Raw genomic sequence first — 18,880 nt, 5'->3', positions numbered from 1 at the left:
GGGACGACACCCTCGGTGCGGGGCGGCCCTTCCTCGGTGTCCCTCGCTTTGGTCGCGCCGGTTACTGACAGTGCTGGCGAAGCGCAAAACAGGGACAGCGAAGCTGACGACAGCTCCGGTTCCCATGATTTAGTTCCAAGAATGGGCTAAGAAGATGTTCAAGAAGATCCTGATTGCCAACCGCGGCGAGATTGCCTGCCGCGTTATCGCCACCGCCCGCAAGATGGGCATACAGACCGTGGCGGTGTACTCCGATGCGGACCGCGAGGCACGCCACGTCAAGCTGGCCGACGAGGCCGTGCACATCGGCGCCGCGCCCAGCCGCGAGTCCTACCTGCAGGCCGACCGCATCATTGCCGCCTGCAAGCAGACCGGCGCCCAGGCCGTGCACCCGGGCTACGGCTTCCTGTCCGAGAACGAGGCCTTCGCCCGGCGCGTGGAGGAAGAGGGCATCACCTTCATCGGCCCCAAGCACGCGGCCATTGCGGCCATGGGCGACAAGATCGCCTCCAAGAAGCTGGCCGACAAGGCCGGCGTGAGCACCATCCCCGGCTACAACGACCCCATTGCCGGCCCCGAGGCCGCCGTGGAAATCGCCAAGGGCATCGGCTACCCCGTGATGATCAAAGCCAGCGCCGGCGGCGGCGGCAAGGGCCTGCGCGTGGCCTACAACGACAAGGAAGCCTTCGAGGGCTTTGCCAGCTGCCAGAACGAGGCACGCAACAGCTTTGGCGACGATCGCATCTTCATCGAGAAATTCGTGCAGGAGCCGCGCCACATCGAGATCCAGGTGCTGGGCGACGGCCACGGCAACGTGATCTACCTGAACGAGCGCGAATGCTCCATCCAGCGCCGACACCAGAAGGTGATCGAAGAGGCGCCGTCCCCCTTCATCAGCGACGCCACACGCCGCGCCATGGGAGAGCAGGCCGTGGCCCTGGCCAAGGCCGTGGGCTACCAGAGCGCGGGCACGGTGGAATTCGTGGTTGGCAAGGACCAGGATTTCTACTTCCTGGAGATGAACACCCGCCTGCAGGTGGAGCACCCGGTGACCGAGTGCATCACCGGCCTGGATCTGGTCGAGCAGATGATCCGCGTAGCCGCTGGCGAGAAGCTGGCCATCGCGCAGGAAGACGTCAAGCGCAATGGCTGGGCCATCGAGTGCCGCATCAACGCCGAGGACCCGTTCCGCAACTTCCTGCCGTCCACCGGCCGCCTGGTGCGCTTTTCGCCGCCCGAGCAGACCATGTGGCAGGCCGACACCGGCCACCTGCACGGCGTGCGCGTGGATACGGGCGTGTATGAAGGCGGCGAAATTCCGATGTTCTACGACTCGATGATCGCCAAGCTCATCGTGCACGGCAGCGACCGCAACGACGCCATCGCCAAGATGCGCGAGGCGCTCAACGCCTTCGTGATCCGGGGCATCAGCTCCAACATCCCGTTCCAGGCCGCGCTGCTGGCCCATCCCAAGTTCAAGAGCGGCGACTTCAACACCGGCTTCATCGCCGAGCACTACTCCCACGGCTTCCACGCCGAGGACGTGCCCCACGGCGACCCGGACTTCCTGGTCGCCCTGGCCGGCCACATGAACCGCCGCTACCGCGCGCGCGCCGCCACCATCAGCGGCCAGATGCGGGGGCACGAGCTCAAGGTCTCGGCCGACTACTGCGTGGTCGTGCTGGGCGCCGAAGGCCAGCACCAGTACCGCGCCGTGCAGGTCTCGGACTTCGACGCCGAAAGCCGCGCCAGCACCGTCACGGTGGATGGCAAGCCCTACACCTTCCGCAGCGAGACCCCCATGCGTGCCATGTGCGTGCAGGGCAGCTGCAACGGCAAGCCCTTCACGGCCCAGGTCGAGCGCGGCACGGCCAGGAACCCGCTGGCCCTGCGCGTCATCCACAACGGCACGCAGATCGACGCCCTGGTGCTCTCGCCGCGCGGCGGCGAACTGCACCGCCTCATGCCCTACAAGGCGCCGCCGGACCTGTCCAGGTTCCTGCTGTCGCCCATGCCGGGCCTGCTGGTGGACGTGGCCGTGCAGCCGGGCCAGAAGGTGCAGGCCGGTGAGAAGCTGGCGGTGATCGAGGCGATGAAGATGGAGAACATCCTGTTCGCCTCGCAGGACGGCGTGGTCGGCAAGATCAGCGCCAGCAAGGGCGATTCGCTGGCCGTGGACGATGTGATCCTGGAATTCGAGTGATTTCTGCGCCGCGGGGCGGGGCCGTGGCATGCATGAAGCATGTCGCCGGCCGCCCGGCGTTGCTGTTCCGACTCAGGTGCAATAAATTTTTGCTAAATCCGAGGCGCTCGCTTTAGAATTTGTAAAAATATGTGTCACTCTCCAGGACCGGCATGAACCTCAATTCCAAGGCAGCTCAAAGAGAGATCGACGAGCGCACCAACCTCACCAGCAACAACAAGTTCGAGCTGCTGCTGTTCCGGCTGGGCAGCGACTCCGGCCTGGGCCAGTCCGAGCTGTTCGGGATCAATGTGTTCAAGGTCCGCGAAATCGTGGCCATGCCGCACATCACGCCCATCGCGGGGGGCACGGCCCATTCGCTGGGTGTGGCAAACCTGCGCGGGCAGGTGATCCCGGTGCTGAATCTTCCCGCCATCATGGGCTGCAAGCCTCAGACCGGCCTGAACATCATGCTGGTCACCGAATATGCGCGCACCACCCAGGCATTCGCTGTGGAGTCCGTCGAGGACATCGTGCGCCTGGATTGGAAGCAGGTGCTGTCGGCCGAGGCCAGCGGCACCGGCGGCAAGCTGGTCACCAGCATCGCCCGCCTGGATGGCGACACCGACAACTCGCGCCTGGCCCAGGTGCTGGATGTGGAGGCCATCCTGCAATTGGTGTCTCCCACCGACGCCCAGGAAATCACGCCGGAAAAAGTGGGCGCCAGGCTCAAACTCAAGCCCGGCGCCATCGTGCTGGCCGCCGATGATTCCTTCGTGGCGCGCTCGCTGATCGAGAAGGAGCTCAAGGTCCTGCAGGCACCGTATGAAATGCTCAAGTCCGGCAAGGAGGCCTGGGACCGCCTCAACGCCATCGCCGACAGCGCCCAGGCAGAGGGCCTGACTGTGGCCGACAAGGTCGCCCTGGTGCTGACCGACCTGGAGATGCCCGAGATGGACGGCTTCACGCTCACCCGCCACATCAAGCAGGACGCGCGCTTCCATTCCATTCCCGTGCTCATCCATTCCTCGCTGTCCGGATCGGCCAACGAAGACCATGTGCGCAGCGTTGGCGCGGACGGCTACGTGGCCAAGTTCGCGGCAGAGGATCTGGCCGAGACCCTGCGCCGCCTGCTGCCGGGCTGATGGCCACGGAGGAGGGCGCACAAAGCCCTCTTCGCTTCAACTGCTCTGCCGCACCACCAGTTCGTAGCCCAGATCCACGCTGGGCGGCTCCACAGCGTCGCCACGCATCAGCTGCAGCAGCATGCGCGCACCTTCGGTGCCGATATGGCCGCGCGGCGTGCGGATGGTGGTCAGCGGCGGCACCATCTGGTCGCTGCCGGGCAGGTCGTTGAAGCCTGCGATGGCGATCTGCTCGGGCACGCGTATCCCCCGGCGCAGAGCCTCCAGCAGCGCACCCTGGGCAATGTCGTCGTTGCAGAAGAACAGGGCATCGACGGCAGGGTCCAGGCGCAGGGCCGCGTCCAGCAGCTCGGCGCCCAGCGCCATCGACGTGGGGCGGGGCCAGAGCAGTTCCAGGGCGGGGTCATGCAGGCCCGCCGCCTGCAGGGCATGGCGGTAGCCCGCGGCGCGCTGCATCACGCGGGCATCGAGCTGGCCTGCGCAAAAGGCAATGCGCCTGTGTCCGCGCTCCATCAAGTGCCGCGTGATGGCGGCTCCGGCCTCGGCCTGCGAAAAGCCCACGCTGGGCGCACCAGGCTCGCCGCCCAGTTCCATCAGGTGCACGCAGGGGACCTTGCTGGCCTGTACCAGTTCACGCGCAGCGGGGCTGCGGTCAAAACCCGTGAGCAGCAGGCCGGCCGGGCGCATGGGCAGGTAGGTGCGCAGCAGCTGTTCTTCTTCGGCCCGGTCGTAGTGGGTCACGCCGATCAGCGCGTGGTAGCCCGCGGAGAACAGCACCTTGTGAACCGCCTCGATCAGGTCCACGAACAGGGTGTTGGACAGCATGGGCACCAGCACCAGCACCTGGGCGCTTTTCTGCGAGGCCAGGGCGCGTGCGGCGGGGTCGGGCACGTAGCCCATCTGCGCGGCGGCCGTGCGGATTTTCTCGACCAGGGCCGGGTCCACGCGGCGCTCGCCGCGCAGGGCGCGCGAGACCGTCATGGGGCTGACGCCAGCGGCCTGTGCCACATCGCTGAGCGTGATGCGCCCGCTGGCCCGCGAGGAGCGTGCGCGGCCCGTGGCGGGCAGGGCCGGGCCGGAAACATCGGCGGAGGGCGATTCTGGGGAGGCAGGCGGAATCTGACGGGCCAAGGGATTGTCCTAGGTCGGGGGCGGGAGGGTTGAAGATTATGATAGCGCTATCCCAATCATTCGAAGGCCCTTGCTCCTGCGTGTAAACCCGGACGAAGGCCTCTGAAGCACAACGAAATCCAAGGCAGACCCTGGTCTGCCAATTTTTGCAAGAACATGGATAGCGCTATCCCAACAATCACCGCGACCGCCCCCGCAGACACCCGCCCACGGGCGCTGGTCGTCATGGGCGTTTCCGGCTGCGGCAAGTCCAGCGTGGGACAGGCCCTGGCCGATGCCCTGGGCTGGACCCTGCACGAGGGCGATGCCCACCATGCCGAGGAAAGCATCCGCAAGATGCAGGCCGGCATCCCCCTGACCGACGACGACCGCAGCGGCTGGCTGGACCGGCTGGCCCAGCTGCTGGCCCAGGCCATGCCGGGGCAGGGCGTGGTGCTGACCTGCTCGGCCCTCAAGCGCAAGTACCGCGACCGGCTGCGTGCCGCCGGCCCGGCCGGTGCCGTGGGCTTCGTGTTCCTGGACCTGAACTACGAGACGGCGCTGCAGCGCGTGCAGGAGCGCGCCGGCCACTTCTTCTCGCCCGAGCTGGTGGCCAACCAGTTCGCCACGCTGGAACGCCCTGATGGCGAGTGCGCCGTGCTGTCCGTGGACGCCACGCTGCCGCTGACCGACATCGTGCACCGCGCCCAAAGCTGGCAGCTCCTGCCCGCGGCGCAGGCCGACACCTTCTCCCAAAACCCATAACGCCAGGAGACAAGCCCCATGCAATCCGATTCCACCGCAGTCCGGCCCAAGCCGCGCCTGCAGCACTTTGCCGAGGTGCTGATGGTGCTGGCCCTGGCCGGCATGGTCATTGCCGTGTTCATCAACGTGGTGCTGCGCTATGTGTTCCATACCAGCATCGTTTCCTATGAGGAAATCTCGCGCCTGCTCTTCGTCTGGCTGGTGGCCATTGGCGCCATCGTGGCCGCTTTCGAGGGCAGCCACCTGGGCTTCGACCTCGTGACTTCCCGCGTGGGGCCTGGCGCACGCAAGGCGCTGTTCTGGGTGTCGCAGGCACTGATCCTGGTCTGCATGGGCCTGCTGCTGTGGGGCTCCTGGGCCCAGGTGGAGGCCGGACTGAACAGCTATAGCACGGTGCTGGGCTACCCGCTGGCCCTGGGCGCTGCGGCCACCCTGGTGCTGGCCGTGGGCCTGCTGGTGGTGACGCTGCGCGACCTGCGCCGTGGCGCGCCGGCTGAAAACCATGCCGAAACGACGGTCGAGTAAGGAGTACGCACCATGGTTGTGACCCTGATCTTTCTGGCCGTGCTGATTGGCGGCATGGTGATCGGCATGCCCATCGCCCAGGCGCTGGTGTTGACCGGCGTGGCGCTGATGTGGCACCTGGACTTCTTCGACTCGCAGCTGCTTGCGCAGAACCTGCAGGCCGGCTTCGACAACTTCCCGCTGCTGGCCGTGCCCTTCTTCATCCTGGCCGGCGAGCTGATGAACGCGGGTGGCCTGTCGCGCCGCATCATCGACCTGGCACGTGCCTATGTGGGCCATATCCGTGGCGGCCTGGGCTATGTGGCCATTGGCGCGGCGGTGCTGCTGGCGTCCATGAGCGGCTCGGCCATTGCCGATACCGCCGCCCTGGCCACCATCCTGCTGCCCATGATGCGCGACCAGAAGTATCCCGACAGCTACAGCGCGGGCCTGCTGGCCTCAGGCGGCATCATTGCGCCCATCATTCCGCCGTCCATGCCCTTCGTCATCTACGGCGTGACGACCAACACCTCGATCAGCAAGCTGTTCCTGTCGGGCGTGGTGCCGGGCCTGATCATGGGCGTGTTCCTGATCTTTGCCTGGTGGTCCATCGCCCGCAAGTACGACCTGTCGCGCGGCGAGCGCATGGCCTGGGGCCCGCGCCTGAAGGCGCTGGCCAAGAGCTTCTGGGCCATGATGATGCCGGTCATCATCCTGGGCGGCCTCAAGGGCGGCGTGTTCACGCCCACCGAGGCGGCCGTGGTCGCAGCCGTCTATGCGCTGTTCGTGTCCATGGTGATCTACCGCGAGATGACATGGAGCCGTCTGTACGCCGTGTTCCTGGCCGCCGCCAAGACCACGGCCGTGGTCATGTTCCTGTGCGGCGCCGCCACGGTGACGGCCTACATGATCACCCTGGCCGACCTGCCCAACATGCTGGCCGACAGCTTCTCGGGCCTGCTGGGCAGTCCCGTGCTGTTCATGGCCACGATGATGCTGTTCCTGCTGGTGGTGGGCACGGCCATGGACCTGACGCCAACCATCCTGATCTTCGGCCCCGTGTGCGCGCCGCTGGCCGTCAAGGCCGGCATCGATCCCATCTACTTCGGCTTCATGTTCATCTACGTGGGCTGCATCGGCCTGATCACGCCGCCCGTGGGAACGGTGCAGAACGTGGTCGCCGGGGTGGGCCGGCTGCGCATGGAGACCGTGATCAAGGGCACGAACCCGTTCCTGATGGTCTATGTGCTGCTTGCCGTGCTTTTCGTGATTTTTCCGCAAATCATCCTGGCCCCTCTGCGCTGGATGCATTGATCCCTCACTACAACCCAAGGAGATGAACATGCGTATTCCCTTTGCACTCGCCGGCCTGATGGCCGCCGTCACCACGCTGGCCGCCACGGGCCAGGCCATGGCCCAGGACTTCAAGCCGCGCATCGTGCGCTTCGGCTATGGCCTGGTCGATGAGTCCAACCAGGGCCGCGCGGCGCGCTTCTTTGCCAAGGAGGTCGAGAAGGCCACGGGCGGCAAGATGAAGGTGCGTGCCATCGGCAATGCCTCGCTGGGCTCGGACACGCAGATGCAGCAGGCGCTGATCGGCGGCGCACAGGAAATGATGGTCGGCTCCACCGCCACCCTGGTGGGCCTGTCGCCCGAGATGGCCGTCTGGGACACCCCCTTCCTGTTCAGCAATGTCAAGGAAGCCGACGCCGTGCTGGACGGCCCCGTGGGCGAGAAGGTCAAGGCCACGCTGGAGCCCAAGGGCATGGTGGGCCTGGTCTATTGGGAAAACGGTTTCCGCAACCTCACCAACAACAAGCGCCCCATCGCCAAGATGGAAGACCTGGCCGACGTGAAGCTGCGCGTGATGCAGAACAACGTCTTCCTGGACAGTTTCAAGGCCCTGGGCGCCAATGCCGTGCCGCTGCCGTTCTCCGAGCTGTTCACGGCGCTGGAGACCCGTGCCGTCGATGGCCAGGAAAACCCCTTCAACACCGTGCTGTCCAGCAAGTTCTATGAAGTGCAGAAGTACCTCACGGTGTCCAACCACGTCTACAGCCCCTGGATCGTCACCGTCAGCAAGAAGTGGTGGGACACGCTGAGCCCGGCCGAGAAGAAGGTGCTGCAGGATGCCGCCGTCAAGAGCCGCGAGTTCGAACGCAAGGACACGCGCGAGGAAGCCGCCAAGGCCCTGGCCGACATCAAGGCCAAGGGCATGCAGGTCAACGAGCTGCCCGCCGCAGAAGCCAGCCGCATGCGCGACAAGCTCGCGGCGGTGAATGCCGGCATTGCCAAGACCGTGGGCCAAGGCACATGGGACGAGGTGCAGGCCGCCGTCAAGCAGGCGCGCACAGTGAAGTAAGCTTCGGAGCAGGGCCGGACGCACCTGGGAGGGATGCCCCGGCCGACATTTCCCATAAAGACAACGCGACAGAGAGAAAACGCGCGCCAGCGCATCCGCAGGAACCCCGCATGAGCACCATCCACCCCATCGTCGAGCAGGTCACGCGCCGCATCCGCGAGCGCAGTGCCCAATCACGCGCCGCCTACCTGGAGCAGGTGGACGCCATGGCCGCGCGCCCGCCCGGCGCCCAGTCCATGGGCTGCGCCAATGTGGCCCATGCCTTTGCGGGCATTCCAGGCGGCGACCGCATACGCATCGTGGAAGAGAAGGCGCCCAACGTCGCCATCGTCACCGCGTACAACGACGTGCTCTCGGCCCATGCGCCGCTGGCACGCTATCCCGACATCCTCAAGGACGAGGCGCGCAAGCTCGGCGCCACGGCGCAGGTCGCCGGCGGCGTGCCGGCCATGTGCGACGGCGTGACCCAGGGCGCGCCCGGCATGGAACTGAGCCTGTTCAGCCGGGACGCCATTGCCATGGGCACGGCCATCGCGCTGTCGCATGACGTGTTCGACGCCGCGCTGATGCTGGGCATTTGCGACAAGATCGTGCCGGGCCTGCTGATCGGCGCCCTGCATTTCGGCCATCTGCCCACGGTGTTCGTGCCGGCCGGCCCCATGACCTCGGGCCTGTCCAATGGCGAAAAGGCCAAGGTGCGCGAGCAGGCCGCGCAGGGCCTGGTGGGCCGCAAGGAGCTGCTGGCCGCCGAAACGGCTGCCTACCACGGCGAAGGCACCTGCACCTTCTACGGCACGGCCAACAGCAACCAGATGCTGCTGGAGGCCATGGGATTGCATGTGCCGGGCACGGCCTTCATCAACCCGGCCGAAGGCGAACGCGAACTGCTCACGCGCGAGGCCATGCGCAGCGTGCTGGCCATCACCAAGAACCGCCGCTTCGCACCCATTGGCCATGTGGTGGACGAGCGCTGCATCGTCAACGCCATGGTGGCCCTGCTGGCCACGGGCGGATCGACCAACCACCTGATCCATTGGGTGGCCGTGGCACGTGCGGCAGGCATCGTCATCGACTGGAATGATTTTTCGGAACTCTCGGGCGTGGTGCCGCTGCTGGCCCGCGTCTATCCCAACGGCAGCGCCGACGTGAACCAGTTCCAGGCCGCAGGCGGGCCGGGCTATGTGATCGGCCAGTTGCTGAAGGCCGGCCTCATGCATGGCGATGTGCTCACCGTGCGGCCCGAGGGCCTGCAGGAATTTGCGCGCATTCCCGCCGTGGAAGACGGCCATCTCGTCTGGCACGAGGCCGAAGTCTCCGGCGACCTGTCCGTGCTGCGCCCGGCCGATGCGCCTTTCAGCGCCACGGGCGGGCTCAAGCTGCTGTCCGGCAACCTGGGGCGCAGCGTGATCAAGGTCAGCGCCGTGCCCGAGGACCGCCATGTGGTCGAGGCGCCCGCGCGCATCTTCGACTCGCAGGAAGCGCTGCAGCAGGCCTTCAAGGCCGGCGAGCTGGACCGCGATGTCATCTGCGTGGTGCGCTGGCAGGGTCCGCGCGCCAACGGCATGCCCGAGCTGCACAAGCTCACCCCACCGCTGGCCGTGCTGCAGGGCAAGGGCTACAAGGTGGCCCTGGTCACGGACGGCCGCATGAGCGGCGCCTCGGGCAAGGTGCCCGCCGCCATCCATGTCTCGCCCGAGGCCTGCGTGGGCGGACCGCTGGCGCGCCTGCAAGACGGCGACCTGGTACGCCTGGACGCCGTGGCCGGCACCCTGGCCGTGCTGGTCGATGACACCGAATGGCAGCAGCGGCCCCTGGCCACCATGCCGCAGGCATTGCGCCAGGCCAACGGCCGGGGTTTTGGCCGCGAACTGTTTGCCGGATTCCGGCGCCACGCGCTCAGCGCAGAAGAGGGAGCTTGCACATGGATCAACGACTGACGGCACTGGCCATCATGCAGGACGCGCCGGTCATCCCGGTCATCGTCCTGAACAACGTCGCACATGCCGTGCCCATGGCCCAGGCCCTGGTCGCGGGCGGCATCCGCGTACTGGAAGTCACGCTGCGCACGCCCGAGGGCCTGGCCAGCATCGAAGCCATCGCACGTGCCGTGCCCGAGGCCATCGTGGGCGCCGGTACCGTGCGCAGCGCCGCCGATGCCCGTGCCGCCGCCAGCGCTGGTGCGCGCTTTGCCGTGAGCCCTGGCTACACCAGCGCACTGGGCCAGGCCTGCCAGGCCCTGCAGCTGCCGCTGCTGCCCGGCGTGGCCACCAGCGGCGAAATCATGGCCGCCCAGGACGACGGCTTCAACGAGCTGAAATTCTTCCCCGCCGTACAGGCGGGCGGCACGGCCATGCTCAAAGCCTGGCAAGGCCCCTTCGGCGACGTGCGGTTCTGCCCCACGGGCGGCGTGTCTGCGGACAATGCGGCGCAATTCCTGGCGCTGTCCAACGTGGTCTGCGTGGGTGGCTCCTGGCTGGTGCCTGCCGATGCGCTGGAGCAGGGTGACTGGAAGCGGATCACCGCACTGGCCGGCGCAGCCAAAAGCCTGCGCAGCGCCTGAGTCGCCATTGCCCCGGAACCAGCGGCCCCCAAGGGGCCGCTTTTGTTTGTCTGGGCCATCGATTGGGGATGGGGACTTGAATCCATTGAAAATTATGCGTATTGCGGCAATGTTTGCGCAAAATGCAAAGTCAAGGTGCGAGGAAAGGAGTAATTGATTTCATAACACAACGTTACAATCATTGCTTATCCTTCAAACAGCCTTTTGATAAGACAATATCAATAGGCTGTCTTGAAACACTCGCATATGCACAAGAATAATTGCCGCCTGAAGTTTCCGCCGCAATCATTCTTTACCGACCAAGAAAAATGCAATTGTCGTTGCAGGGCCTGAGAATAAAAATTGGCACTGGCGCCTCGCGGCGCCAGTGCCAATTTTTATTGGTCGAGTATCGAGACATGATCGAAGAGATCAGTAGGGCCACCAGGGAGCAAAGCCAGGGCATCGATCAGATCAATGATGCGATCATCCAGCTGGACCAGGTCACCCAGCAAAATGCCGCTCTGGTGGAAGAGTCGGCAGCGGCAGCCGGAAGTCTCAGCCAGCAGGCGCAGGCCCTGGTTTCGGCAGTTTCCATTTTCAAGCTGGACCCCGCGGAAAAGGAGGCCCCTGTCTTGAGGAAAATCCCCTCACCCATGAGGCCGCTGAGTCTTTCCGCGTCCTGACGGAAATTCAGACCAGTGCGTCACAGCCAACGGGAAACGTTTCTCCTGGCAGGCTTGCCTGCCGGGAGAACGGTGCCTGTTCGCTGGTACTTTGACCAGATGAGCGTTGAATGATGCATGCAGAGAGAAGACCTCCAAGCTGGCAGCCCAGGCGCTGGTATGCCTGTATTTTCATCGCATGTTTGGTGATCATTGGCGTTGCGGGCGTTTCTCTGATCTCCAGCTACGAGACATCGCTGCATGAAGAGAAATCGAATCTCCTGCATGCGCTCTCTGCCTCTGCCGCTGAAACCAACAAGATCATTCTTGCCACCTCTTTGGCGGTAGAGAGAACAGAACAACTTTTGCTGGCACCGGGCCGCCAAGGCGAAATCACGGCAGACCCTGATGCCAGCACCGATATCCGCAATGCCTTGATCCAGGAGGTGGCGGCGCTGCCCGGCGTCATCAGCATGAGCGTGCTTGATCGACATGGGAAATGGTCCATTTCCTCACGTTTCAGCAAGCTGCCGCTGTCTCCCGACAACCCCGAGCGCCCCATCTGGAATGCAGCGCTGCAGACAAAGCCTGGCGGCTTCTTCTTGCTGGATTCAAGCAGATCGCCGGTCTTCGATATACCGTCCCTGGTGCTGGGGCGTCCGGTACGTGACTCCAGTGGGGCGCTGACTGGCATTGTGGTGGCCTTCATTTCCGTGGATTCCATTCGCCAAGCATTCGGTTCACTGCTGCTGGATGGCCATCAGGTCATGGTCAGCCTGCCAAACGGCAAAGACCTGGTCAGAATCCCCCAGGAGCATCCGCACATTCTGGACGGAATGGATTCCGGGCTTGCAAAAATGATGGCGGCAGGCGAGGGCATATTGGACGCTGACGATGGCTTAGGACACCCCTGGATCGTCGCCATGCACCGCTCCAGCCAAGGCGGCATGGATCTCGCCTATGCCACGCTGGCCGCCAAGGCAAAGCTCGCGGCTCCATGGTGGAGGTTTGGCAAAACCATCATGGCATGGGCGGCCATCAGCCTGGTTTCATTTTTATTACTGGCGCAATTGTGGATGCGTGAGCGCAGAAGATCCTATTTCGAGGCGAGGGATCTGGTACAGGTGCATTCACAGCTGAGGCACCATCTTTTCCATGACCCTGCTTCCGAATTGCTCAATTCAACCGGATTTGAGCAACTTCTGAACAGAACGCAAGCACAGCGGCGTCCTGTTGCCATCCATGTCATCGGTATCGAGCATTTGCAAGTGCTGGCAGATACGCTGGTTCCTGGAATGGACAACCCACTGATCTCGCAACTGTCAAAACAATTGCGCTCCTGTATTGGACAGAATGACGTAGCCGCCCGCCTTGCCATCGAGGAGTTCTGTGTCGCCCAATATGAAGGGAACCCCGATTCCATGGCGAAAACACTCTCCATCCGACTGGGTAAAAAGCGCTACATGCTGGGTGAGCGCAGCATTTTGCTGTCTGTCTGCGTAGGGACGGCGGTCTGCAAGAACACCGAGGACTGGAATCAGCTGCTGCGCGACGGGCGCGCGGCAATGGAGCGGGCGCGATCCCAGGGACGTGGGCGATTCGTGAAATTCGAGCCTTCCGCCGATGGCCCCATGCAGGAGCAACTGCTGCTGGAGCAGGATTTCCGGTCCGCCATCGGAACAAGCCAGTTGTTCATGGCGTACCAGCCGATCTGCCATGTGGCCACGGGAAAAATATCGGGGTTCGAGTCGCTGATGCGCTGGAACAGCCCGGCCAGAGGGTCTGTCCCGCCAGGAGTCTTTATTGCCATGGCAGAGCGGCGCGGCCTGCTGCTTCCCATCGACCAAATGGTGGAGCGCTCCCCGCTGCTGGTTGCCAACGGATGGCCGTCCGATATCTCGGTGTCCATCAACTGCCCGGCCTTTGAATTTCTCGATCCAGGCATGGCGGTGCAATTGAAGGAGCATCTGGACCGCGCCGGCCTGAACCCCGAGCGCTGCTACATCGAGGTGACGGAATCGGCCCTGCTTCAAGATGATGAGCAGGTGCTGTCCGTCATGCGGCAAGTCAAGGCACTGGGTGTGAATCTCGCCATCGATGACTTTGGCTCCGGCCATGCCAGTCTTTCCTACCTGCACCGCTTTCCCTTCAACCTGATCAAGATCGATCGCAGCTTCATACAGGCCATGGACAAGGACGCCGGGGCTGCCGCGATTGTCGAGGCCACCCTGGCACTGAGCCGCAGATTGGGCCTTGAAGTCGTCGCGGAAGGCGTGGAAACCACGGAGCAGTTTCTGTACCTGCAGCAACTCGGGTGCACGTATGTCCAGGGATTCCTGATCGCCCGCCCGATGAACGAGGAGCATGTCCTGCCGTTCCTGGAGAGCTTCAGCCTCAGCGACGTGCTGGAGTGTCCCGCACAGGCCTGAGCACAGTTGCTGCACTGGGGCACAATCGCGCCCTCAGCAGACGCCGCCTGCGCAAGAGTGCCTTGCCGCCATGATGAAGATCGACTCCACCACCGTGCAGCTTGTGCTTGCGATTGCCGAGGAGGGCAGCATTTCGCGCGCGGCCGACAGGCTGCAACTGGCGGTGGCAGCGGCCTCGCGGCGGCTCAGTGACCTGGAGCAGCAACTGGGCGCCAGGCTGTTCAAGCGGCAGCCCCATGGAGTACGCGCCACCGAGCCTGGCCTCAAGCTGCTGGCCCATATCCGCCAGATAGGCAACCTGGTGGAGCGGCTGGAAGCCGACGCCCAGGCGCTGGGCCGCGGGCGCGACGGCCGCATCATCATCGGCGCCCCCAAATCCGCCATCCTGCAGTTCCTGGCTGCCGACATCGCCGTCACCCAGCGGCGCTATCCCCACATCACGCTGCAGGTGATGGAGGAGAACAGCCGCATCGTCCAGCAACTGCTGCGCGACAAGGTCATCGACATCGGCATCTTCGAGAAGACCAGCGGCTTCGTGGATCTGCCACGCTCCGACTACCGCAAGGACAGCCTGGTGCTGGTCTACAGCCGCAGGCATTTCAGCTTTGCCGTCGAGCCGGTGGTGCTGGATCAGTTGCTGGACTGCCCCATCGTCAGCCTGGGCCGGGGCTCGGCCATCCTGGCCGCTTTGCGCCGCGCCCACCGCAGCCGGGGCAGGGTGTTTCGCAACGATTTCGCCGTCAGCGGCTTCGACACCATGCTGGCCCTGGTGCGCGAAGGATTGGGCGTGGGACTGATGCCACCCGGTGTGCTGCGCAGCTTCCACCCTGAGCCCGACCTGGGTTGGGCCACCCTGGAAGGCGACTGGCACGAGCGCAGCTACGTGCTGTCCTTCATCGAAGGCCAAGCCCAGGAACAGGCGCTGCGCAACGTCGTCGCCGCCCTGCTGCAGGGTGAGCGCGCGATCTGACCCTTCTGGTTTCGCAGATTGCGAAACCAGGCATGCGGCACACAGGCTTGCCGCGATATCGGCGCCCGGCGACAGTGACTGCACAACAACGATGTGCAGGAGACAGACATGAAACGCCGCGACTTCATCGCGGCCGGCGCCACCGCGCTGGCCGCACCCTGGGCAGGGGCCGCGCCCCCGGCCCCCGAACTGCCCAAGGGGCCCGTCAAGATCCTGGTTGGCTGGGCACCGGGCGGCGGCACCGATGTGTTCGCGCGCATCGTGGGCCAAAAGCTGTCCGAGATCTGGGGCCGGCCCGTGATCGTGGAGAACAAGCCCGGCGCCACGGGCTCGCTGGCGGCCGAATACTTTGCCAAGACCCGCTTCACAGAAGGCATCAACCTGCTGATGGCCCATGTGAACACGCACGCCATCTCGCCGCAGATCTTCAGATCCATCACCTATGACCCGCTCAAGGACTACGCGCCCATTGCCCTGATCGGCGCAACGCCCCACATCCTGGTGACCAGCAGCAGGAACGGCCATGCCTCGGTGCAGGAGGTGGTGGAGCTGTGCCGCAAAAGCCCCGGCAAGGTCAGCTTCGGCTCTTCGGGCACAGGCTCGGTGCAGCACCTTGCGGCCGAGATGTTCAACATGGCGGCAGGTGTCAAGAGCATCCACGTTCCCTACAAAGGATCCGGTCCCATGCAGACCGACCTGATCGGCGGTCAGATCGACTTCAGCTTCGACACCATGACGGCCGCCACTGCCCAGGTCCGCGCAGGAAAAATGCTGGGCATCGCCCAGACCCGCGTGAACCGTGCCAAGGGATTCCCGGCCATGCCCACCATGGACGAGCAGGGCTTCAAGGGCTTTGACGCATCGAGCTGGTACGGCGTCGTCGGCCCGCGCGACATGTCCAGGGAACTGGCCCAGCGCATCAATGCCGACATCAACCGCGTGCTGGCCATGCCCGACGTGGTCAGCCGCTTCGACGGATACGGCGTGGAGGACGGTGGCGGCTCCGTGGACAAGTTCGCGGCCTTCATGGCTGCCGAATACAAGAAGTGGGGCGACGTGGTGCGCGCCGCAAAAATCACCGAAGAAAGCTGAGGACCCGGCATGAGCAATCCCCAATCCAACCCGCTGCAACTGCCCCTGCAAGGCATCCGCGTGCTCGACGTCAGCCAGGTCATGGCCGGCCCATTTGCCTGCATGCTGCTGGCCGACCTCGGCGCCGATGTCATCAAGGTCGAGCCTCCGGGCACCGGCGACCAGACGCGCGGCGCCATGGGCTTCAAGATGAAGGGCCCGGACAGCATGGGCTTTCTGAACATGAACCGCAACAAGCGGTCGCTGACGCTGGACCTCAAGAGCGAGGAGGGGCGTGAGGCCTTCTACCAATTGGCTACGACAGCCGATGTCATCGTCGAGAATTACCGGCCAGGCGTGGTCCAGCGCCTGAAGATCGACTACGAAAGCATTCGCCGCATCAACCCGCGCATCGTCTATGTCAGCATCTCGGGCTTCGGCCAAAGCGGCCCCTGGGCCCAGCGGCCGGGGTTCGACCTCATGGCCCAGGCCATGTCGGGCGTGATGAGCGTCACCGGCTACAAGGGAGAGAAACCCGTCAAGGCCGGCGTGCCCGTGGCCGACATCGGTTGCGCACTGTTCGCCACCTACGGACTGCTGGCCGCCTACATCGGCGCGCAGAAGACAGGGCAGGGCCAGCACATAGACGCCTCGCTGTTCGACTCGGCCATGGCTTTCTCGATCTGGGACATGTCCGAATACTGGGGCACCGGCGTGCCGCCCGCGCCGCTGGGCACCAGCAACAAGATGAGCGCCCCCTACCAGGCCGTGAAGGCGCGCGACGGCTATTTCGTCATGGGCGCCACCAATCAGAAACTCTGGGCCAGGCTGTGCGCGCTGATCGAGCGCCCGGACCTGGTGGAACATCCGGACTACGCCACCGTGGCGCTGCGCCTCAAGCACCGGGAGGCATTGATAGAGGCACTGGAAGCGGAGTTTGCCCACCACGACAGCGCCGACTGGGTGGACCGCATGCTGGAGGCAGGCATTCCCGCAGGCCCGCTGCTCACCTATCCGCAGGCCTTCGAGGGGGAACACGGCCAGCACCGCGGCATGTGCATGGAGATCGACCATCCCATCGAAGGCAAGGTCAAGAACATCGGCTTTCCCGTCAAGATGCTCGGCACGCCCCAGCAGGTGCGCCGCCATCCGCCGCTGCTGGGCGAGCACAACGCAGAAATCATGGCCGAACTCCAGGCACTGAAGGCCGCCGCATGAGCACGGCCCTGCATGAATCCGTGGCGCTGACCCTTCACGCCGGGGGCGCGGCCGAGATCCTCATCGACCGCCCCGAACGCCACAACGCCATGACACTGCCCATGTACGAGGCACTGCTCACAGCCCTGGAGCGCTGCCAGGCCGACCCGGCCATCCGCTGCGTGATGCTGCGCGGCGCGGGCGGCAAATCCTTCATCTCGGGCACCGACATTGCCTACTTCAAGGACTTCTGTGACGGCCAGCAAGGCATTGCCTACGAAGCATTCGTGGAGCGCGTGATCGATGCCGTGGAGCGCATCGCCGTGCCCACCATCGCCGTCATCGACGGCTGGGCCGTGGGCGGCGGCCTGGCCCTGGCCACGGCATGCGACTTTCGCATCTGCAGCACCGGCTCGCGCTTCGGTGCGCCGATTGCCAAGACGCTGTCCAACACGCTGTCATCACGCAACATCGCGCGCCTGGTGGCCAGCCTGGGCGTGCCGCGCGTCAAGCGCATGCTGCTGCTGGCGGACTACCTCTCAGCCGAGCAGGCCGAGGCCTGCGGGTTCGTGCATGCGGTGGTGCCGGCAGATCAATTGCAAGCCCAGGCACAGGCGCTGGCCGAGCAGCTCATGGCCTTGTCGGCAACCACCCAGTCAGCGGTCAAGGAAAGCCTGAGGCGCATCGTCGTGGAGCAGCGGCTGGATGATGAGGATCTGGTGTCGGCGGTTTATGGGAGTGGGGAGTTTCGGGCGGGGGTGGCGCGGTTTATGGGGTGATGGTGCAACACCGAGTGTGATCCCGCTCGGGTCATTCAGCTGGAAGTTGCCGGTACTGTTGGCGTTCAGGGCCAGCTTGGGGATGCGGAGGGCCGGCCTGCAACTCGCGGTCGCCCGAGACGGCCAGGCCGTTGGCTCCCGCGATGCGCCACCACAGGCTGCTGTCGCCCAGCACGTTGCGGGCGATGGTTTTGAGGGTTTCACCGCCGACCACGGTGTAGTTCATGGCGCTGAAGTTGGTGTAGCGCAGCTTCAAGGCAGAGGCGTTCAGGTGGAATTCGACGGTGTTGACGTATTTGGGTACTTCGCCGTTCTGGGGGCGATTTTCTATGCGGCCACCCTTGTCCGAGGCCGAGCCGGCGCTCTGGTTGACGTAGAGCGCATTGCCCTGGGCATCATTGACGAAGGCCCGGTTGTAGCGGGTGTCGTAGACCTCCCCTTTCTGCTCGATGTTGCTGATGAAGCCGTTGGCGTCGCGCCACGTGTTGGTGGTGGCCGTGCGGCCGCCCTGGGTGGTGGTGGACTCGGTCTGCTGGTAACTGCCGTTGAACTGGTACTTGTAGGTGGTGCGCGTGGCATCACCGGTGTTGCCATTCGTGGTCTGCACTTGCCCGCGCAGGTTGCCAGCGGCGTCGTAGCCCAGGCTGGGGTCGGTGGTGCCGGGGGCGCCATGGTAGGCGACGTCGGTGTGCTGGATCCTGGACTGGTTGTCAGCGCGGCGCATGACGACGCGGGTGTCCTGCACGCGGCCCAGGGTGTCGTACTGGTTGTAGCGGTGTTCGGCTTCGCCGGTGCTGCTCAGCGTCTTGGCATAGACCTGGCGGCCGGCTCCGTCGTAGAGGACCTGGCCGGACTGCGTGGCCTTGCCCGACTGGCTGATGCTGAAGCTGTCCAGCCGGTGCAGGTCGTCGTAGACGTAGTTGTTGACCGTTTCCTGGGCGGCCTTGCCAGAGGTCTGTTCACTGGAAATGTCGCTGGTGCGGTTGCCGGCCAGGTCGTAGGCGTAGTTGTGCTTGAGGGTGGTGGAGGTGATTTGCTCAAGTCCTACCTTCTGGATCTGCCATTCGAAGCTGACAGTCTGCCGGTTCATGGCGTCGTATGCATAGGTCGTTACGCTGGCATTGTCCACCTGGTCGTACCAGCCAGGCGATTGCCACCATTT

At 64.7% G+C, this 18,880-nt stretch carries 16 protein-coding genes; 14 read left to right on the top strand and 2 right to left on the bottom strand.

Going from position 1 to position 18,880, the window contains the following annotated elements; genetic code table 11:
* Positions 1-154 precede the first annotated feature (154 nt).
* Together accC and DA1_RS23875 are read left to right on the top strand one after the other, a co-directional pair.
* Positions 155-2,203 (top strand): acetyl-CoA carboxylase biotin carboxylase subunit, encoded by a 2,049-nt coding sequence (accC, locus tag DA1_RS23880; RefSeq protein ID WP_034393517.1) that lies wholly within the window; start codon positions 155-157, stop codon positions 2,201-2,203.
* 152 nt (positions 2,204-2,355) lie between these two features.
* Positions 2,356-3,327, top strand: coding sequence for a chemotaxis protein (locus DA1_RS23875; protein ID WP_012205585.1), 972 nt, complete (start codon positions 2,356-2,358; stop codon positions 3,325-3,327).
* 36 nt (positions 3,328-3,363) lie between these two features.
* Here DA1_RS23875 and gntR read toward each other — a convergent pair whose 3' ends face one another.
* Positions 3,364-4,458, bottom strand: coding sequence for an HTH-type transcriptional regulator GntR (gene gntR, locus DA1_RS23870; protein WP_051940755.1), 1,095 nt, complete (start codon positions 4,456-4,458; stop codon positions 3,364-3,366).
* 156 nt (positions 4,459-4,614) lie between these two features.
* Between gntR and DA1_RS23865 the strand changes: the two genes are divergently transcribed.
* The 12 genes from DA1_RS23865 to DA1_RS23810 all read left to right on the top strand — a co-directional run bounded on the left by DA1_RS23865 (position 4,615) and on the right by DA1_RS23810 (position 17,718).
* Positions 4,615-5,202 (top strand): gluconokinase, encoded by a 588-nt coding sequence (locus DA1_RS23865; RefSeq protein ID WP_505538455.1) that lies wholly within the window; start codon positions 4,615-4,617, stop codon positions 5,200-5,202.
* Between the two features lie 18 nt (positions 5,203-5,220).
* Complete coding sequence (locus DA1_RS23860; protein WP_034393523.1) at positions 5,221-5,727, top strand: TRAP transporter small permease; 507 nt, start codon at positions 5,221-5,223, stop codon at positions 5,725-5,727.
* A 12-nt stretch (positions 5,728-5,739) separates the two neighbouring features.
* Complete coding sequence (locus tag DA1_RS23855) at positions 5,740-7,020, top strand: TRAP transporter large permease (RefSeq protein WP_012205589.1); 1,281 nt, start codon at positions 5,740-5,742, stop codon at positions 7,018-7,020.
* Positions 7,021-7,048: 28 nt separating this feature from the next.
* Entirely contained in the window at positions 7,049-8,068 is a 1,020-nt protein-coding gene (locus DA1_RS23850) for a TRAP transporter substrate-binding protein (protein ID WP_034398544.1), read from the top strand.
* A gap of 110 nt (positions 8,069-8,178) precedes the next feature.
* The gene (edd, locus tag DA1_RS23845) at positions 8,179-10,005 is read left to right on the top strand and encodes a phosphogluconate dehydratase (protein WP_034393526.1); all 1,827 of its coding nucleotides are present in this window, start codon (positions 8,179-8,181) and stop codon (positions 10,003-10,005) included.
* On the top strand, positions 9,990-10,628 hold the full coding sequence (gene eda, locus DA1_RS23840; protein WP_034393529.1) for a bifunctional 4-hydroxy-2-oxoglutarate aldolase/2-dehydro-3-deoxy-phosphogluconate aldolase: 639 nt from the start codon (positions 9,990-9,992) through the stop codon (positions 10,626-10,628). The genes edd and eda overlap by 16 nt, the downstream gene beginning before the upstream one ends.
* A 398-nt stretch (positions 10,629-11,026) precedes the next feature.
* Positions 11,027-11,293, top strand: coding sequence for a hypothetical protein (locus DA1_RS23835; protein WP_373861124.1), 267 nt, complete (start codon positions 11,027-11,029; stop codon positions 11,291-11,293).
* A 110-nt stretch (positions 11,294-11,403) separates the two neighbouring features.
* Positions 11,404-13,701 carry a putative bifunctional diguanylate cyclase/phosphodiesterase gene (locus tag DA1_RS23830; protein WP_034393534.1) on the top strand — a complete coding sequence of 766 codons (2,298 nt, stop codon included), beginning with the start codon at positions 11,404-11,406 and terminating at the stop codon, positions 13,699-13,701.
* A gap of 70 nt (positions 13,702-13,771) precedes the next feature.
* Positions 13,772-14,671: a LysR family transcriptional regulator gene (locus tag DA1_RS23825; RefSeq protein ID WP_034393537.1), complete on the top strand. Its 900-nt coding sequence runs from the start codon at positions 13,772-13,774 to the stop codon at positions 14,669-14,671.
* Positions 14,672-14,779: 108 nt separating this feature from the next.
* The gene (locus DA1_RS23820) at positions 14,780-15,763 is read left to right on the top strand and encodes a Bug family tripartite tricarboxylate transporter substrate binding protein (RefSeq protein WP_034393539.1); all 984 of its coding nucleotides are present in this window, start codon (positions 14,780-14,782) and stop codon (positions 15,761-15,763) included.
* 9 nt (positions 15,764-15,772) lie between these two features.
* Complete coding sequence (locus DA1_RS23815; protein ID WP_034393540.1) at positions 15,773-16,960, top strand: CaiB/BaiF CoA transferase family protein; 1,188 nt, start codon at positions 15,773-15,775, stop codon at positions 16,958-16,960.
* Positions 16,957-17,718, top strand: a complete 762-nt coding sequence (locus DA1_RS23810) for an enoyl-CoA hydratase (RefSeq protein ID WP_034393543.1) — start codon at positions 16,957-16,959, stop codon at positions 17,716-17,718. Before DA1_RS23815 ends, DA1_RS23810 begins: the two co-directional genes overlap by 4 nt.
* Before the next feature lie 31 nt (positions 17,719-17,749).
* Here the strand turns inward: DA1_RS23810 and DA1_RS30920 are convergent.
* Positions 17,750-18,880: LysM peptidoglycan-binding domain-containing protein (locus DA1_RS30920; RefSeq protein WP_162269886.1), on the bottom strand; the 1,131-nt coding region annotated here is incomplete at its 5' end.

It is taken from the genome of Delftia acidovorans NBRC 14950 (assembly GCF_001598795.1).
GTDB lineage: Bacteria > Pseudomonadota > Gammaproteobacteria > Burkholderiales > Burkholderiaceae_C > Comamonas > Comamonas acidovorans.
Note: the sequence above shows the minus strand (reverse complement) of the source record. Positions and strands in the feature narration are given on the sequence as shown.

What these genes read in the sequence shown, in the direction of transcription:
- DA1_RS23835 (WP_373861124.1), top strand. Translation starts at nt 11,027, where the DNA reads ATGATCGAAGAGATCAGTAGGGCCACCAGGGAGCAAAGCCAGGGCATC.
- DA1_RS23865 (WP_505538455.1), top strand. Translation starts at nt 4,615, where the DNA reads ATGGATAGCGCTATCCCAACAATCACCGCGACCGCCCCCGCAGACACC.
- DA1_RS23860 (WP_034393523.1), top strand. Translation starts at nt 5,221, where the DNA reads ATGCAATCCGATTCCACCGCAGTCCGGCCCAAGCCGCGCCTGCAGCAC.
- eda (WP_034393529.1), top strand. Translation starts at nt 9,990, where the DNA reads ATGGATCAACGACTGACGGCACTGGCCATCATGCAGGACGCGCCGGTC.
- DA1_RS23875 (WP_012205585.1), top strand. Translation starts at nt 2,356, where the DNA reads ATGAACCTCAATTCCAAGGCAGCTCAAAGAGAGATCGACGAGCGCACC.
- DA1_RS23825 (WP_034393537.1), top strand. Translation starts at nt 13,772, where the DNA reads ATGATGAAGATCGACTCCACCACCGTGCAGCTTGTGCTTGCGATTGCC.
- DA1_RS23815 (WP_034393540.1), top strand. Translation starts at nt 15,773, where the DNA reads ATGAGCAATCCCCAATCCAACCCGCTGCAACTGCCCCTGCAAGGCATC.
- DA1_RS23850 (WP_034398544.1), top strand. Translation starts at nt 7,049, where the DNA reads ATGCGTATTCCCTTTGCACTCGCCGGCCTGATGGCCGCCGTCACCACG.
- DA1_RS23855 (WP_012205589.1), top strand. Translation starts at nt 5,740, where the DNA reads ATGGTTGTGACCCTGATCTTTCTGGCCGTGCTGATTGGCGGCATGGTG.
- DA1_RS23830 (WP_034393534.1), top strand. Translation starts at nt 11,404, where the DNA reads ATGATGCATGCAGAGAGAAGACCTCCAAGCTGGCAGCCCAGGCGCTGG.
- DA1_RS23810 (WP_034393543.1), top strand. Translation starts at nt 16,957, where the DNA reads ATGAGCACGGCCCTGCATGAATCCGTGGCGCTGACCCTTCACGCCGGG.
- accC (WP_034393517.1), top strand. Translation starts at nt 155, where the DNA reads ATGTTCAAGAAGATCCTGATTGCCAACCGCGGCGAGATTGCCTGCCGC.
- DA1_RS23820 (WP_034393539.1), top strand. Translation starts at nt 14,780, where the DNA reads ATGAAACGCCGCGACTTCATCGCGGCCGGCGCCACCGCGCTGGCCGCA.
- edd (WP_034393526.1), top strand. Translation starts at nt 8,179, where the DNA reads ATGAGCACCATCCACCCCATCGTCGAGCAGGTCACGCGCCGCATCCGC.